The following is a 15794-nucleotide window of genomic DNA, read 5'->3' as shown; positions in this document are numbered from 1 at the left end:
CGGCAGGAGCGATGCCGCTGTCGGTGGTGGGTCGTACGGTGGACGACATGAGGCCCAAGTCCGCGCTGCGCCGTCAGGTCGCGCCGTTCTCCGTCGTGTCCGAGTACGAGCCCGCCGGCGACCAGCCGGCCGCGATCCAGGCCCTGCAGGAGCGCATCGAGTCGGGCACGCAGGACGTCGTGCTCATGGGCGCCACCGGCACCGGCAAGACCGCCACCACCGCCTGGCTCACAGAGCGTCTGCAGCGTCCGGTGCTCGTGATGCTCCCCAACAAGACGCTCGCCGCCCAGTTCGCCACCGAGCTGCGGGAGCTGCTACCCCACAACGCGGTGGAGTACTTCGTCTCCTACTACGACTACTACCAGCCCGAGGCCTACGTCCCGCAGACCGACACCTACATCGAGAAGGACTCCTCGATCAACGAGGAGGTCGAGCGGCTGCGCCACTCCGCCACCTGGTCGCTGCTCACCCGACGCGACGTCATCGTGGTCGCCACGGTGTCCTGCATCTACGGCCTCGGCTCGGCGCAGGAGTACACCGAGCGGATGATCGGCTTCAAGGTCGGCGAGGAGAAGCCGCGCGAGGAGCTGCTCCGCTCCCTGGTCCAGGCGCAGTACGTGCGCAACGACGTCGCACCCACGCGCGGCACGTTCCGGGTCAAGGGCGACACCCTCGAGATCTTCCCCGTCTACCAGGAGATGGCGGTCCGCATCGAGTTCTTCGGCGACGAGATCGAGCGGCTCATGACGCTGCACCCGCTCACGGGCGAGGTCCTCAGCGAGGACACCGAGCTCTACGTCGGGGCCGCGACGCACTACACCGTGGGCCCCGACGTCATGACGCGGGCGATCGAGAGCATCGAGATCGAGCTGGCCGAGCGGCTGGCCGAGCTCGAGGGCCAGGGCAGCCTGCTGGAGGCGCAGCGGCTGCGCATGCGCACCACCTACGACATCGAGATGATGCAGCAGGTCGGTACGTGCGCCGGCATCGAGAACTACTCGCGCCACATGGACGGGCGTGCTCCGGGGACGGCGCCGAACTGCCTGCTCGACTACTTCCCGGAGGACTTCCTCCTCGTCCTGGACGAGTCCCACGTGACCGTGCCGCAGATCGGCGCGATGTACGAGGGCGACATGTCGCGCAAGCGCACGCTCGTCGAGCACGGGTTCCGCCTGCCCAGTGCCATGGACAACCGGCCCCTCACGTGGGGCGAGTTCCTGGAGCGCATCGGGCAGACCGTCTACCTCTCGGCCACGCCGGGCACCTACGAGATGGAGAAGACCGGCGGCGAGGTCGTCGAGCAGATCATTCGTCCCACGGGCCTGGTGGACCCCGAGGTGATCGTCAAGCCGACCCGGGGCCAGATCGACGACCTCATCGCGCAGATCCGCGACCGGGTCGAGAAGAACGAGCGCGTCCTCGTCACCACGCTCACCAAGAAGATGTCCGAGGACCTCACCGACTACCTCCTCGAGGCCGGCATCCGCACCCGCTACCTGCACAGCGAGGTCGACACGCTGCGTCGCGTCGAGCTGCTGCGTGAGCTGCGCATGGGGGAGTACGACGTGCTGGTGGGGATCAACCTCCTGCGCGAGGGACTCGACCTGCCCGAGGTGAGCCTGGTCGCCATCCTCGACGCGGACAAGGAGGGCTTCCTGCGGTCGGGGCGCTCCCTGATCCAGACGATCGGTCGAGCCGCGCGCAACGTCTCCGGCCAGGTGATCATGTACGCCGACCGGATCACGGACTCCATGGCCCTGGCAATCGACGAGACCAACCGACGTCGCGAGAAGCAGGTCGCCTACAACGTCGAGCGCGGGGTCGATCCGCAGCCGCTGCGCAAGAAGATCGGTGACATCACCGACATGCTCGCGCGCGAGGACGCCGACACCGCCACCCTGCTCGCGGCCACGGGCGACCACAAGCGACGCGGTGCGCCCGTGCCGCTCGGACAGCACACCGCCGGGCTGGCGGACCTGCCGTCGGCCGACCTCGCCGCCCTCATCGAGCAGCTCAGCGAGCAGATGCACGCCGCCGCGGCCGACCTGCAGTTCGAGGTGGCGGCCCGTCTGCGCGACGAGATCGGCGAGCTCAAGAAGGAGCTGCGCGGCATGCTCGAGGCGCACGCGTGACGGTGCGGGCCGTCGAGGGGCCGCTCGCGGTCGAGATCGATCCCGACCACGGGGCGCGACTCGTCTCGTTCACGGTGGCCGGGCTGGAGCTCATCGCGACGCAGCCGGTGCCCGGAGTGCCCGACACGATCACCCGGGGCAGCTACCCCATGGTCCCGTGGGCGGGCCGGATCGGCCACGGCGTCGTGGAGCACGGGGGCGTCCGGCACCGGTTGCCGACGGCCGACGACGGCAACGCGTTGCACGGTCTCGGACGCGACGCCGTCTGGACGCAGGTCGACGACCTCGCCTTCGAGACCGAGCTCGGCGATCCGTGGCCGGTCGCGGGCACGGCGACCCTCCGCTACGCCCTCACCGCCTCACGACTCACCTGCACGCTCGGGTGGGACGGTGCGGGCCCCGGGGCCTCGCTCGGGTTCCACCCCTGGTTCCGCCGCAGGCTCGCCGACGGCTCCGAGGCGGTCCACGACGTCGCTCCCGAGCGCATGGTCGAGCGCGGCGACGCGATGCTCCCCACGGGCCGGTTCGTCGAGCCGGTGGGCGAGCCGTGGGACGACTGCTTCGCGCTGCAGCGGCCGCCGTCGATCCGCTGGGGCGACACGCTCACCCTGCGGCTCAGCAGCGACGCACCGTGGTGGGTCGTCTACACCCGACCCGAGCACGCCGTCTGCATCGAGCCGCAGACCGCCCCGCCCGACGCCTTCGCCCACCCGTCCTGGCACCGGTGGCTGGACGCGTCGTCGATCACGTTCACCCTCGACGTCGAGCAGCACGGCGCGGCGGGTCGTTCTGCAGGTGTTGCCGCAGCCCCGTAGCGTCGAGGCGTCGGATGGTCCCGGGCGAGGGACACGAGCCCAGGGAGCCGCCATGCAGCAGACGGACGACACACCGCGGCCCCGACTCGAGCCCGGCTCGGGGGGCACCAGTCGTCGGGTGCTGCTCGGCGGCGCGCTGGCGGCGACCGCCACCATCGGGGGTCTCGCCCTCCTGGACCGCATGCCCTACGTCCGCGACCTGCCGATCCCCGGCCGCCGCAAGGTCGAGCTCACGTGGCTGCCCACCGCACTGCGTGACGCCGGGCTGCAGGTCGAGGCCACCGAGGGCTGGGCGGACCGCGGCCGCCCGTGGGCGTTCGACCCGTCGGGCGTGCTCGTGCACCACACGGCGTTCCGTGCCACCACCGCCGACCCGCACCCCGCGCTGGACACCGTGGTCGACGGCAGGACCGGACTGCGCGGCCCCCTGTGCCACCTGCTCATCGACCGCGACGCCGTGTGCCACGTGATCGCAGCAGGGCGGGCCAACCACGCGGGCGAGGCGCGCTCCAGCGGCCCCATGCCCGCCGGTGACGGCAACGCGTCCTACGTCGGCATCGAGATCGACTACGCACCTCAGGAGCCGTACGGCCAGCGACCCACCGCTCAGCAGGGTGAGGCGGCGGTGCGCGCCGCGGCGGTGATCGTGGCCCGGTTCGGCACCGGCGCCGACCACGTGCGCTACCACTCCGAGACCAGCACCGCCGGCAAGTGGGACCCCGGGAACACGGTCGATGCCGACGAGTTCCGACGCCGTGTCGCAGTCGAGCTGGGCGACCGGTCCTGAACGTCTTTCTCGGGTCCCCGCGCGCGCCGCGGTGGCAGGGGGCAGGATGTGCCCATGAGGTGGCGTGACGAGCTCGACGCGCTGACGTTCGAGTCCGTGAGCCGCATGATCGCCGGCGGCATCGTGCTGGGGGGTCTGGTCGGCGCGACCCTGGTGGGGACGGGCACGGTCGGGGAGCGGTCGTCGGTGTCCGCCGCAGCCGAGCCGGTCGTCGAGACGAAGGAACGCTCGCCCGTCTGCCTGCGGGTCGACCCGCAGGAGATCGGCCTCAGCACACCGCTCGAGGCGGCGGTCATCCAGGCGTTCCCGACCGCCGGGGACGACCTCTTCTCCGGCTGGCCGCAGCGGGTGGACGGTCGCTGGCGATGGGACCGGAGCACGCCCGACGACTCGGGCGAGGCCACGTCGGTGGACGTCGGTGCCACCGCCAAGGACTCCCGCGAGGTGGCCTGGACCTCCCTGAGCTACGACCTGGTCGACGGCACGGCGGGACTCACGAAGAACCTTCGACTGGTGGTGCCGGCCGGCTACGTGGACGACGACCCGCCCTCCTCCGGCCTGCCCGGTTCCGACGACCCGGTGCAGATCCCGCCGGGGGGCTCGCTGGTCCTCGAGGCCGACGCGTTCGAGGCGGCCGGCGACGCGTCGCCCCTGCGCGGGCTCGCCGAGGACCTGCCGGGCGGCGGGGGCGACGAGGTGGCCGTGGCGATCACGCCGATCGGCTCCGACGACGTCGTCGTGACGATCGGGACCGCGGCCGCCGTCGAGCGGACCACCGTGCTGTGGCCTGCTGTCACCGACGCGCACGCCGAGGTCGCGCCGGAGAAGGACCTGCCTACCTTCGCCCTGCGTCAGGTCGTCCTCGACCTCTCCGGCGACCCCGGGCGGGAGGCGTACGCGGCGCTGCTCGACGGCGAGCTGCCGGCCGAGGGGTCGAAGGCCGTGCGCGCGACGTCGCTGGTCACCGGTGGTGCGCCCGCCACGGCGCGGGCACGGACGCTGGACTCCGGCCGCCTCGACGTCCCGCCCTCGTTCTTCGCCGCGGGGGTCGAGCGGACGGTTCGCGAGGACGGTGACGGCGCAGTCACCCTCACCCGCTCGATCGACTCCCGCCAGGGACGGCTCCGCTTCGGCGAGGTGTTCGGAGCCGACGGGCGGGCCCGCGGCATCGAGGCCGCCATCCGCGTGCGCGACGTGAGCTCGGCCGTCGCCTCGACGTACAACCAGTCCTTCGCCGGCCGCCCGGCCGAGGTCTCGGGCTCGGTCAACCTCGTGCTCGGCCTGGACTCCGAGGACCTCGCGACCATCCGGTCCGACGCCCTCGAGGTCGCTGCCGACTGGTTCAACACCGACGGCGACGGCCGACGCTTCGCGCGTGACGTCCTGCGGCTGAAGGGTCTCGCGGAGGCCGACGACGTGGCGGCATGGATGGAGCAGGCCCAGCCCGCCCTGGTCGACCGCATCGCGGGCACGATGGCCGCCGGCGGTGGTGGCACGCCCGACCACGCGGCCGGCGAGGTGCTGCGAGCGACGTCCGCGGACGGTGAGGACCCGTGGGCGACGTACGTGGCGTTCACCGGGGCCATCGACGACGCCGCAGCCGGTGTCCCGACCGCGCTGAGCCAGTGGGGGGCCGCGGTGCAGCGGGGGAGCCGGTCGGACTACTCCGGGTTCGGCGACGCGACCTGCACGAGCGTGAGCTGACAGGACGCACGACGTCACACCGACTCGACGTGCGCCCCGTCGCGCGCTCCTGCAAGAATGTCCGGCGGAGGGGAGTATTCCTTCGCTGCAGTGTCGTCATCACGGTGGTCGTCCGACCGTCCGGTGCTGCGGACTCCGGGGGACCGCTCCCGGGGTGGAAGAGACCTCCGGTACACGTCTGTCGACCGGAGGAACCTGAGTGAACGTCTCGACCATGGAGTGGTCCATCACCGTCGGTGTGACCATCGCCATCATCCTCTTCGACGTGTTCGTCGTGGCGCGCAAGCCGCACGAGCCGTCGATGAAGGAGTGCGCCACCTACCTGAGCATCTACGTCGGCCTGGCGATCGCCTTCGGCATCTGGACGTTCACGTACCACGGGTCCCAGTACGGCGTGGAGTTCTTCGCCGGCTGGTTGACCGAGTACAGCCTGTCGATCGACAACCTGTTCATCTTCATCATCATCATGGCGAGCTTCAACGTGCCGCGGAAGTACCAGCAGGAAGCGCTGATGGTGGGCATCATCATCGCCCTGGTCTTCCGGGCGATCTTCATCGCCGTCGGCGCCGTGGCGATCAACAACTTCTCGTGGGTCTTCTACCTGTTCGGCGCGTTCCTCATCTACACGGCCATCCAGCTGATCCGCGACACCGACCACGACGACGACGCCGAGAACGCCGTCGTCCGGCTGGCCCGCCGCCGCTTCAACCTGACGGACCGCTGGGACGGCCTCAAGCTCGTCGTGAAGGAGAACGGCCGGCGCGCCCTCACGCCGATGGCCCTCGTGATCATCGCCCTCGGCACCACGGACCTGCTGTTCGCGCTGGACTCGATCCCGGCCATCTACGGCCTGACCCGCGAGCCGTACCTCGTGTTCACGGCCAACGTCTTCGCCCTGATGGGCCTGCGCCAGCTCTACTTCCTGCTGGGCGACCTGCTCAAGCGCCTGGTGTTCCTGTCGCAGGGCCTGTCGGTGCTGCTGGCCTTCATCGGCGTGAAGCTGCTGCTGCACGCCCTGCACGAGAACGAGCTGCCGTTCATCAACGGCGGCGAGCACGTCCCCGTCCCGGAGATCCCGACGCTGGCGAGCCTCGGCGCGATCATCGTCATCCTCGGCACCACCGCGGCGGCCAGCCTCTGGTACGCCAACAAGTACCCGGAGCGCGTCAAGGACCACGCGGCCCCCAAGGCCGACGGCCACGAGGCCCACGAGCAGGCCACGCCCGACGTCGACGAGACGCCGGAGAAGGACGCCCGGCGCGGCGACCAGTAGCGGCACGCAGCACGACGCGGGGAGGGTCCGGCTAGGCCGGGCCCTCCCCGCTCACGTGGTAGCGCCGCACGTGGGCGTCCAGCACGTCGGGGAGGGCGGTCCCGCCGGCCTCGCCGTCGTCGGGGAGCGCGCGGAACGCCATCAGCGAGGACTCGTCGGTCCACTGCTCGTGCACCACGACGAGGCCGGGGTCGACGCTGTCGGCCGTGACGGCGAAGGCCAAACACCCGGGTGCACGCCGGGCGAGCTCGACGGCGTGACGGCACGCGTCCACGTACGCGTCGCGGTGGGCGGCGTCGACACGGAGCCAGCCGGCGACGACGAGGGTGGTGGAGCCGTCAGCCACCCAGGCCCTCGACGTCCTCGAACGAGCTGTCGGCCGTGCCGGTGGCCTTGTTGATGAAGTACGTGACGACCCACAGGGCGATGCCGATGAGCATGAGCGCCCCGGCGATCTTGTAGACCTCGGGGTCGCGGTCGACCCACGGGCCGGCGAGGAAGAGGCACAGGAAGGCGGCCACGGCGGGCAGGACCCCCGGCGACATGAAGTGGTTCCGCTCGGCGCCGGTGGTGTCGCGCCGCAGGATGAGGCACGCGACGTTGACGATCGCGAACACGCACAGGAGCAGGAACGCGGTCACGTTCGAGAGGTTCGCGACCACGTTGCTGTCGGCGTCGCGGGTGACGTAGAAGATCAGGCCCAGAGCCAGGACCGTCGAGAACCCGACGGCGACCCACGGGGTGCGCCGTCCGGGCAGCACCGCTCCGAGCTGGCGGGGGAGCACCCCCTGCCTGGCCATGCCGTAGAGGAGCCGGCTCGCCATGAGCATGTTGATGAGCGCGGTGTTGGCCACGGCGAACACGGCCAGGAACGGGAACACCCGGTCGATCGGGAAGTCGGGTGCGCCCTTCGACACCACCTCGAGCAGCGCGCGTCCCTCGGAGTCGGCGATGTTCTTCAGCTCGGGGGCGGTGAGCACCGCCACGACCGAGACGGCGACCAGCATGTAGAGGATGACGGCGATGCCCAGACCGGTGAGCATGGTGCGGGGGAAGATCTTGTTCGGCTCCTTGACCTCCTCGACCATGTTGACCGCGTCCTCGAAGCCGACCATGGCGAAGAACGCGATCGACGTGGCGGCGGTGACGGCCAGGAAGAGCCCGCGGTCGTCGTAGTCGCGGAACGTGACGATCTCGCCGAGGTCGGCGCCGTTGCGGGTCATGGCGTAGAAGCCCACGCCGATGACGATCGACAGCGCGGCGAGCTCGACGATCGTCAGCACGACGTTGAACTTCACGCTCTCGCCGACGCCACGCAGGTTGATGATCGCGAGCAGGACCATGAAGCCCATGGCGATCGCGACGATCGTCCCGCTTCCCACCTCGGCGTCGATCCAGCCGTTGATCAGCAGACCGCCGGTGAAGTTGTCGGCGAGCGTCTTGGCCGACGTCGAGGCGCTGGTGATGCCCGAGCAGACGACCGCGAAGGCGATGAGGAACGTCACGAAGTGGATCCCGAAGGCCTTGTGTGCGTACAGCGCGGCGCCCGCGGCCTGTGGGTACTTCGTGACCAGCTCGAGGTAGGAGAGGGCCGTCATGGAGGCCACGACGAAGGCCAGGAGGAACGGCAGCCACACGAGGCCGCCGACCTTGCCGGCCATCTGTCCGGTCACCGCGTAGATGCCCGCACCCAGGATGTCGCCGACGATGAAGAGCAGCAGCAGCTTGGGTCCCATGACCCGGCGGAGCTCGGTCGGTTCCTGGACCCCAGCGGTGTCGGTGCTCATGTGGCTCCCTCGCGTCGTCACCCCCGGAGCGCTGCGCCCCGAAGCAGAGTTTGGAGGACACCTTCCTCCGGCTCCGCCTCCAGCGCAACACCAGTAGTAGGTTCTGTGGGGTGATGGACGTACGCGCACGGCTCAGCTCGTGGTTGGGGAGCGTCGTCGTCCGCCGCATACGCCGCAAGGGCATCGACCTCTCGCGCATGTCCTTCATCCCCGAGGAGACCAAGGTCCCCCTCCAGCGCGACGGCACCGACCCGCTGCCGCGGCTGGCCGAGATCCGCGGCCAGGAGCGCCTGCACAAGCTGGCCCTGCCGTTCTCCTTCAACGCCTACCTCGTCTCGGGGTACGACGAGACCCGTACCGTGCTCACCGACCGCGGGGCCTACTCCAACGACATCCGGCACCTGTTCCACGGCGACGGCCCGGCCACGTCCGACGACATCGGCGGGCTGGGCTTCACCGATCCGCCGCTGCACACCCGGTTGCGCAAGATCGTCACGCCCGAGTTCACGATGCGTCGGCTCTCCCGGCTGGGTCCGGTCATCGAGAACATCGTCGACGACGCACTCGACTCCTTCGAGGCCTCCGGCTCACCCGGCGACCTGGCGAAGCACCTCGCCTTCCCGGTGCCCTTCCAGACGATCTGTGCCCTGCTCGGTCTCGACTACGAGGACCGCGAGGCCTTCGCCGCGCTGGGCAGCGCGCGCTTCGACGCGACGAACGGAGCGGCTGCCGCCTTCGGCGCGGTGTCGGCGCAGCGGGAGTTCCTCTTCGAGGCCGTCGCCCGACAGCGGCTGGAGCCCGGCCCCGGCCTGATCGGCCAGATCATCCGCTCCGAGGGCGACGCCATCAGCGACGTCGACCTCGCCGGGCTCGCCGACGGCGTGTTCACCGGTGGCTTCGAGACCACCGCCGGCATGATCGCGCTCGGCACCATCGTGCTGATGCGCGACGAGAAGCACGCGGCTCTGGTGCGCAACGGCACGTCGCAGGACGTCGAGAAGGTGGTGGAGGAGCTGCTGCGCTACCTCGCCGTCGTGCAGGTCGCGTTCCCGCGCTTCGCCAAGGAGGACATGACGCTCTTCGGTCGGCGGATCCGCAAGGGCGACGTGCTGCTCGCGTCGCTCAGTGCGGCGAACCGCGACCCGGTCGGCGCCGGCGACGAACCGGAGGAGTTCGACCCCTTCCGCGTGCCGCGCAGCGCTCATCTCGCCTTCGGCCACGGCATCCACCGCTGCATCGGCGCCGAGCTGGCCCGCATCGAGCTGCGGACGGTGTTCCCTCGCCTGCTTCGTCGCTTCCCCGACCTCGCCCTCGCGGTGCCGGAGTCGGACCTGACGTTCCGGCAGCTGTCGTTCGTCTACGGCGTCGACGAGCTGCCGGTCACCTTCTGAGCGACCGCCGGTCCGACGTCAGGCCTCGGACTCCTGGCCGGGGGAGTCCTCCGGCTGCGCGTCGCCGCACTGGCCGAGCGTCGTCGCCTGGTGGCGCTTGAACTCCGGTGAGCTCTCGAACGCCTTGCGGTAGTCCTTCGCCGGCAGGGTCGCGTAGTACTCGACGGCCTCGAGCAGCTCGTCGGCGCGCTCGTCGTCACTGACCTCTACGAGGTCCCGGGCGGGCTCCAGCGCCGCCTCGAACCGTTCGACCGTCTCGGCGTAGTCGTTCTCGTTGAACGCCGCCACGCCCGAGCGCACGAGCGAGCACGTCCGGTCGAAGGCCTGCTGGGAGGCGTCGGGGTCGTCGGACCCACCACCGATCGAGCACGCGCTCGCGAGCACCAGGACCATGGACGCGGCGGCGATCGACCTCATCCGAGGAGCGTAGGCACCGCGGAGCGTTCCCGCAGGCGAGTGGAGGCACCACGTCAGGTCGAGGTCGTCCCGGTCGTACTGACGGACACGTACGACGCGTCAGGAACCCCACTCCTGCATCGCGTCGGCGACGAACTGCCAGCCTGCGATCTGTTCCTGCAACGAGTCGGACGGATGTCCGTGGCGCGCGGCTTCTGCCTGTTCCTGCTCCAACCACGTCGCGACGCGCTTCGCGTGCTCGCTGATGCTGCTCAGAACTGCTGGATCGAGCTCTGGCGGGTCGGGGCTGACCTCATCCATGCATCACCATCCGCGATCTCTCCACTCCGGGAGGTGTGGGCGCTCCGCGCCGAGGGTCGTGTCGTTGCCGTGGCCGGGGTAGACGTGCGTGTCGTCGGGGTGGCGGCCGAAGATCTTGGTCTCCACCTCGTCGATCAGCGTGGCGAAGTCCTCGGGCGACCAGGTCTTGCCCACACCGCCGGGGAAGAGGTCGTCGCCGACGAACAGGTGCACGACGCCGTCGGGGTCGTCGTAGGCCAGCACGATCGAGCCGGGCGTGTGCCCCACGACCTCGGTGACCTCCAGCTCGCACGAGCCGACGCGGACGCGCGCGCCGGTCGAGACCAGCCGGTCGGTGGGCACGTCGATGCCCTCGGCGTCGTTCTCGCCGGCCACCGTCTCGGATCCCGTGGCCTCGACGACGGCGGCGAGCGCCTGCCAGTGGTCGCCGTGGCGGTGGGTGGTGACGACGCGGGCCAGGCCGTCGTCACCGACCAGCTCGAGGAGCCGCTCCGGCTCGGCGGCGGCGTCGACGAGCACCTGCTCGCCGGTCAGCTCGCACCGCAGCAGGTAGGCGTTGTTGCTCATCTCGCCCACCGCGAGCTTCGTGATCCGCAGGTCACCTGCGTGCTGGACGTCGGCGGGACCGCCGACCTCGACCTCACCCGTGTACGTCATGCTGTGATCCTAGGCGGACGGGGCTCGCCCGCTCGTGGGACGAGGGGGCAGACGTGGACGGCGCAGAGCTGGCAGGACGACTGATCGGGCTCGTGCTCTTCCTCACCGTCCCGATCGCGATCATCGTCGTCGCGAGGCGCCGCAGGACGACGACGGCGGGACAGAAGGGCGGCGTTCTGCTCGCCGTCGGCATCGTGCTGCTGGTGCTCGTGGTGCTGGGCATGCTCGCGCAGGCCGGGCAGGTCAACCAGGTCTGACCCCTGGTGGGTGAGGTCACCGTCGCTCGAGGTGTTTCTGTCGGCGGTCGCCACTAGGCTCGAGACGTATGCCTACACCTGCTGCCGGAACCTCGGAGGGATGTCCGTGACGTCGGACCGCATCGTCGTGCGCGGAGCGCGCGAGCACAACCTCAAGGACGTCTCCCTCGACCTCCCACGTGACTCGCTCATCGTCTTCACCGGCCTGTCGGGCTCGGGCAAGTCGTCGCTCGCCTTCGACACGATCTTCGCCGAGGGGCAGCGTCGGTACGTCGAGTCGCTGTCGGCGTACGCGCGCCAGTTCCTCGGGCAGATGGACAAGCCCGACGTCGACTTCATCGAGGGCCTGAGCCCGGCGGTCTCGATCGACCAGAAGTCCACGTCGAAGAACCCACGGTCCACGGTCGGCACCATCACGGAGGTCTACGACTACCTCCGCCTGCTCTACGCGCGCGCCGGTCGTGCCCACTGCCCCGACTGCGGCGAGCCGATCTCGCGCCAGACGCCGCAGCAGATCGTCGACCGCATCCTCTCCCTCGAGGAGGGCAGCCGGTTCCAGGTGCTGGCGCCGGTGATCCGCGGCCGCAAGGGCGAGTACCTCGAGCTGTTCAAGCAGCTGCAGCAGCAGGGCTTCAGCCGGGCGCTCGTCGACGGCCAGGTGCACAACCTCGCCGACGAGCCGCCCAAGCTGGCCAAGCAGAAGAAGCACACGATCGAGGTCGTCGTCGACCGTCTGCAGGTCAAGGCCTCGATGCAGCAGCGGCTCACCGAGTCCGTCGAGACCGCGCTCGGCATCGCCGACGGGCTGGTCCTGGCCGACTTCGTGGACCTGCCCGAGGACGACCCGCACCGCATCCGCCGGTTCTCCGAGAAGCTGGCGTGCCCCAACGACCACCCGCTCGCGGTCGACGAGCTGGAGCCCCGCTCGTTCTCGTTCAACGCACCGTTCGGCGCGTGCCCGGAGTGCCACGGCCTGGGCACCCGCATGGAGGTCGACCCCGAGCTCGTCGTGCCCGACCCGACCGCGTCGGTGGCCGACGGCGCCATCGCGCCGTGGAGCTACAACCAGGTCTCCGAGTACTTCCTGCGCATCACCCAGGCGCTCGCCGAGGAGATGGGCTTCTCCACGTCCACCCCCTACGGCGACCTGCCGCAGAAGGTGCAGGACGTGCTCATGCACGGCCACCCCGACAAGGTGCACGTCACCTACAAGAACCGCTACGGACGTCAGCGCTCGTACTACACGGCCTTCGAGGGCGCGATCGCGTTCATCGAGCGTCGCTACGCCGAGACCGAGTCCGAGACCAACCGCGAGCGGCTCGAGGGCTTCATGCGCGAGGTCGCGTGCGGCGAGTGCGGCGGCAGCCGGCTCAAGCCGGTCATCCGCGCCGTCCTCGTCAACCACCCCGAGCTGGGCCCCAAGAACATCGCCGAGGTCAGCAACCTCTCGATCGCCGAGGCCGCCGAGTACCTCTCCGGCCTCGAGATGACCGACCGCGAGCGCCAGATCGGCGAACGGGTGCTCAAGGAGATCCACGAGCGCCTTCGCTTCCTGCTCGACGTCGGCCTCGACTACCTCAGCCTCGACCGTGCGGCCGGGTCGCTGTCCGGCGGCGAGGCCCAGCGCATCCGGCTCGCCACGCAGATCGGTGCGGGCCTGGTCGGCGTCCTGTACGTCCTCGACGAGCCGTCCATCGGCCTGCACCAGCGCGACAACCACCGGCTCATCGAGACGCTCGTGCGCCTGCGCGACATGGGCAACACGCTCATCGTCGTCGAGCACGACGAGGACACCATCCGGGCCGCCGACTGGGCCGTCGACATCGGACCGGGCGCGGGCGAGCACGGCGGTCAGGTCATCGTGTCCGGGCCCGTCAAGGACCTCTACAAGAGCAAGGACTCGATCACCGGCAAGTACCTCTCCGGACGGGAGAAGATCCCGCTCCCCGAGGTCCGTCGGCCGCGTCAGAAGGATCGCGAGATCACGATCCACGGTGCTCGCGAGCACAACCTCAAGGACATCGACGTCACGTTCCCGCTCGGCCAGCTCGTCGCGGTCACGGGCGTCTCGGGCTCGGGCAAGTCGACGCTCGTCAACGACATCCTCTACACCTCGCTGGCTCGCCAGATCTACGGCGCGCGCACCATCCCGGGCCGTCACCGCTCCATCAGCGGCGCCGAGCAGATCGACAAGATCATCCACGTCGACCAGTCGCCCATCGGTCGCACACCGCGATCGAACCCCGCCACGTACACCGGCGTGTTCGACCACGTGCGCAAACTGTTCGCGCAGACGCCCGAGGCCAAGATGCGCGGCTACCAGCAGGGTCGCTTCTCGTTCAACATCAAGGGTGGTCGCTGCGAGGCGTGCTCCGGCGACGGCACGATCAAGATCGAGATGAACTTCCTGCCCGACGTCTACGTGCCGTGCGAGGTCTGCCACGGAGCGCGGTACAACCGCGAGACGCTCGAGGTCCGCTACAAGGGCAGCACCATCGCCGAGGTCCTCGACATGCCGATCGAGGTGGCCGTCGAGTTCTTCGAGGCCATCCCTGCGATCGCCCGCCACCTGCGGACGCTCGTCGACGTCGGACTGGGCTACGTGCGACTCGGTCAGAGCGCCCCGACCCTGTCGGGCGGCGAGGCCCAGCGCGTCAAGCTGGCCTCGGAGCTGCAGAAGCGGTCCACCGGTCGCACGCTGTACGTCCTCGACGAGCCCACCACGGGCCTGCACTTCGAGGACATCCGCAAGCTCCTCCTGGTCCTGGGCCGGCTGGTCGACTCCGGCAACACGGTGGTCGTCATCGAGCACAACCTCGACGTCATCAAGACGGCCGACTGGCTCATCGACATGGGCCCCGAGGGCGGCTCCGGCGGCGGCACCCTCATCGCCGAGGGCACCCCCGAGCACGTCGCCACGGTGAAGGCCAGCCACACCGGCCAGTTCCTCGCCCCCCTCCTCACCTGATGGTGTTCGCGATTCCCATCACCTGATGGGAATCGCGAGCTCACCATGGTTCTCTCCCGCTCACCACGGGATGCACTTGAGGGTGAGCGAGGGAATCCCATGGTGAGCTCGCCGCAGTGTCAGGCGATGTGGGTGCGCGAGCGCGTGTAGAGCCGGCGGGACCGCTCGAGGTCGCGGCGAACTCGCGTGGCCGTGTCAGCAGACCACTCCGGCTGGACCTCCACCCACGTTGCGCGGCTCAGGCCGTTCCCGAGCTCGCGAATCGCGTCCTCACGTATCTTCTCCCTGACGACGACATCGCTGGCGTCCTCACCCCGTCGAAGGTCGCGCCAGTACTTGCGCAGCCCGTCGAACTCCCCTAAGTGACAGTAGAGCTCCCAGCCCAGGTCGGTGCGCGCGACGAAGGAACCATCCGGCCGAAGGATCACGACCTGCGTGTCGGGTGCAGGGAGCCCGTTCTCCCAGCAGAGGTAGCGCATCAACGTCTCGCCCGGGTTCTCCGCGCCCCCGTCTGCCAGACGCCCCATCAGGCGCGCCACACGTGATCGAGGCCATCGCTGGAAGCGATGGTCGGGATCGGAGAGGTCGTGCTTCGTCAGGAGCTGATGATGCAGTGCAGAGTCCATGATGACGAGCGCTCCTTGTCGGGTGCCGCTGCAGGCGACCTCCCACACGGCTCGCTCCGGGTCGACGACGAGTCGCCCGTCCAGCTGCACGAGCTGGTCGTCGTCGGGACGGACGTCATGGTGGATCACACCCGCCTCGCGACGACCGCAGCCTCCGTCGAGACGGACGAGGTGCACCACGCCGAGGTCCACCCCGTAGACGTCGAGGCCGTGGGTGAGGGCCGCGCTGTGGTGCGAGAGTGCGACCGAGCCGGGCTCGAACTTGTCGATGACCGACCTCGCGAGGACCACGTGCTTCTCCTCCGGTGTCAGGGCGTCGTGGACGTCACGGAAGACGTAGGTCCCGACGCGAATGCGGCGCAAGGTGCCTGTGGCGAGTGCGGAGGCGATCATCGCGTCGGTCCCGCCGAGATCGAGGATGTGCGTGCGGTGGAGGTAGCCGCCGAGAAGCGTTGCGAGGCGGCGAAGGCTGTCGTCCATGGTCCGAGGTTGGATGCAGGCGGCGGTCTTTGCGAGACCGCCTCGAGAGGTTGTGGACGGTGCTCGGTGGCACTGCCTCGCCTGTGGATGGCGCCACTCACCATGGGTCTTCCTCACTCACCTCGGAGGGTCCTCCATGGTGAGTGGAGGAATCCCGAGGTGAGCTCGCGATTCCCATCAGTTGATGGGAATCGCTGGGA

14 protein-coding genes are annotated in these 15794 nt (G+C 69.8%); 8 read left to right on the top strand and 6 right to left on the bottom strand.

Features of this window, described 5'->3' with window-relative positions:
• Positions 1-47 precede the first annotated feature (47 nt).
• From uvrB to RQG84_RS11320, 5 genes are all read left to right on the top strand, one after another.
• A complete protein-coding gene (uvrB, locus tag RQG84_RS11340; RefSeq protein ID WP_311210109.1) occupies positions 48-2132 on the top strand; it encodes an excinuclease ABC subunit UvrB in 2085 nt (694 codons plus the stop codon).
• Positions 2129-2947: a hypothetical protein gene (locus RQG84_RS11335; RefSeq protein ID WP_311210108.1), complete on the top strand. Its 819-nt coding sequence runs from the start codon at positions 2129-2131 to the stop codon at positions 2945-2947. Before uvrB ends, RQG84_RS11335 begins: the two co-directional genes overlap by 4 nt.
• A 52-nt stretch (positions 2948-2999) precedes the next feature.
• Complete coding sequence (locus RQG84_RS11330) at positions 3000-3734, top strand: N-acetylmuramoyl-L-alanine amidase (RefSeq protein WP_311210107.1); 735 nt, start codon at positions 3000-3002, stop codon at positions 3732-3734.
• A gap of 54 nt (positions 3735-3788) precedes the next feature.
• Entirely contained in the window at positions 3789-5438 is a 1650-nt protein-coding gene (locus tag RQG84_RS11325) for a hypothetical protein (protein WP_311210106.1), read from the top strand.
• A gap of 199 nt (positions 5439-5637) precedes the next feature.
• Complete coding sequence (locus RQG84_RS11320; RefSeq protein WP_396135285.1) at positions 5638-6711, top strand: TerC family protein; 1074 nt, start codon at positions 5638-5640, stop codon at positions 6709-6711.
• A 31-nt stretch (positions 6712-6742) separates the two neighbouring features.
• Here RQG84_RS11320 and RQG84_RS11315 read toward each other — a convergent pair whose 3' ends face one another.
• A complete protein-coding gene (locus RQG84_RS11315) occupies positions 6743-7057 on the bottom strand; it encodes an antibiotic biosynthesis monooxygenase family protein (RefSeq protein WP_311210105.1) in 315 nt (104 codons plus the stop codon).
• Positions 7050-8498, bottom strand: coding sequence for an APC family permease (locus tag RQG84_RS11310; protein WP_311210104.1), 1449 nt, complete (start codon positions 8496-8498; stop codon positions 7050-7052). Before RQG84_RS11310 ends, RQG84_RS11315 begins: the two co-directional genes overlap by 8 nt.
• A 113-nt stretch (positions 8499-8611) precedes the next feature.
• On the opposite strand from RQG84_RS11310, the gene RQG84_RS11305 reads away from it, so the two are divergent.
• Positions 8612-9889, top strand: a complete 1278-nt coding sequence (locus RQG84_RS11305) for a cytochrome P450 (protein WP_311210135.1) — start codon at positions 8612-8614, stop codon at positions 9887-9889.
• Between the two features lie 18 nt (positions 9890-9907).
• On the opposite strand, the gene RQG84_RS11300 is transcribed toward RQG84_RS11305, so the two are convergent.
• From RQG84_RS11300 to RQG84_RS11290, 3 genes are all read right to left on the bottom strand, one after another.
• Positions 9908-10306 carry a hypothetical protein gene (locus tag RQG84_RS11300; protein ID WP_311210103.1) on the bottom strand — a complete coding sequence of 133 codons (399 nt, stop codon included), beginning with the start codon at positions 10304-10306 and terminating at the stop codon, positions 9908-9910.
• A gap of 99 nt (positions 10307-10405) precedes the next feature.
• Positions 10406-10606, bottom strand: coding sequence for a hypothetical protein (locus RQG84_RS11295; RefSeq protein ID WP_311210102.1), 201 nt, complete (start codon positions 10604-10606; stop codon positions 10406-10408).
• A gap of 3 nt (positions 10607-10609) precedes the next feature.
• Positions 10610-11263, bottom strand: a complete 654-nt coding sequence (locus tag RQG84_RS11290) for an MBL fold metallo-hydrolase (RefSeq protein WP_311210101.1) — start codon at positions 11261-11263, stop codon at positions 10610-10612.
• 53 nt (positions 11264-11316) lie between these two features.
• On the opposite strand from RQG84_RS11290, the gene RQG84_RS11285 reads away from it, so the two are divergent.
• Together RQG84_RS11285 and uvrA are read left to right on the top strand one after the other, a co-directional pair.
• Positions 11317-11520, top strand: a complete 204-nt coding sequence (locus RQG84_RS11285) for a hypothetical protein (protein ID WP_311210100.1) — start codon at positions 11317-11319, stop codon at positions 11518-11520.
• Between the two features lie 100 nt (positions 11521-11620).
• Positions 11621-14488: an excinuclease ABC subunit UvrA gene (gene uvrA / locus RQG84_RS11280; RefSeq protein WP_311210099.1), complete on the top strand. Its 2868-nt coding sequence runs from the start codon at positions 11621-11623 to the stop codon at positions 14486-14488.
• Between the two features lie 119 nt (positions 14489-14607).
• Here uvrA and RQG84_RS11275 read toward each other — a convergent pair whose 3' ends face one another.
• Positions 14608-15594, bottom strand: a complete 987-nt coding sequence (locus RQG84_RS11275) for a hypothetical protein (RefSeq protein ID WP_311210098.1) — start codon at positions 15592-15594, stop codon at positions 14608-14610.
• Positions 15595-15794 lie beyond the last annotated feature (200 nt).

Origin of the sequence: Aeromicrobium sp. WCS2018Hpa-31, assembly GCF_031843905.1 — a bacterium.
Classification (GTDB): Bacteria; Actinomycetota; Actinomycetes; order Propionibacteriales; family Nocardioidaceae; genus Aeromicrobium.
Note: the sequence above shows the minus strand (reverse complement) of the source record. Positions and strands in the feature narration are given on the sequence as shown.

Excerpts from the sequence above, each read along its gene's own strand:
- RQG84_RS11295 (WP_311210102.1), bottom strand. The coding sequence starts at position 10,606 with ATGGATGAGGTCAGCCCCGACCCGCCAGAGCTCGATCCAGCAGTTCTG.
- RQG84_RS11290 (WP_311210101.1), bottom strand. The coding sequence starts at position 11,263 with ATGACGTACACGGGTGAGGTCGAGGTCGGCGGTCCCGCCGACGTCCAG.
- RQG84_RS11310 (WP_311210104.1), bottom strand. The coding sequence starts at position 8,498 with ATGAGCACCGACACCGCTGGGGTCCAGGAACCGACCGAGCTCCGCCGG.
- uvrA (WP_311210099.1), top strand. The coding sequence starts at position 11,621 with ATGTCCGTGACGTCGGACCGCATCGTCGTGCGCGGAGCGCGCGAGCAC.
- uvrB (WP_311210109.1), top strand. The coding sequence starts at position 48 with ATGAGGCCCAAGTCCGCGCTGCGCCGTCAGGTCGCGCCGTTCTCCGTC.
- RQG84_RS11325 (WP_311210106.1), top strand. The coding sequence starts at position 3,789 with ATGAGGTGGCGTGACGAGCTCGACGCGCTGACGTTCGAGTCCGTGAGC.
- RQG84_RS11305 (WP_311210135.1), top strand. The coding sequence starts at position 8,612 with ATGGACGTACGCGCACGGCTCAGCTCGTGGTTGGGGAGCGTCGTCGTC.
- RQG84_RS11275 (WP_311210098.1), bottom strand. The coding sequence starts at position 15,594 with ATGGACGACAGCCTTCGCCGCCTCGCAACGCTTCTCGGCGGCTACCTC.
- RQG84_RS11300 (WP_311210103.1), bottom strand. The coding sequence starts at position 10,306 with ATGAGGTCGATCGCCGCCGCGTCCATGGTCCTGGTGCTCGCGAGCGCG.
- RQG84_RS11330 (WP_311210107.1), top strand. The coding sequence starts at position 3,000 with ATGCAGCAGACGGACGACACACCGCGGCCCCGACTCGAGCCCGGCTCG.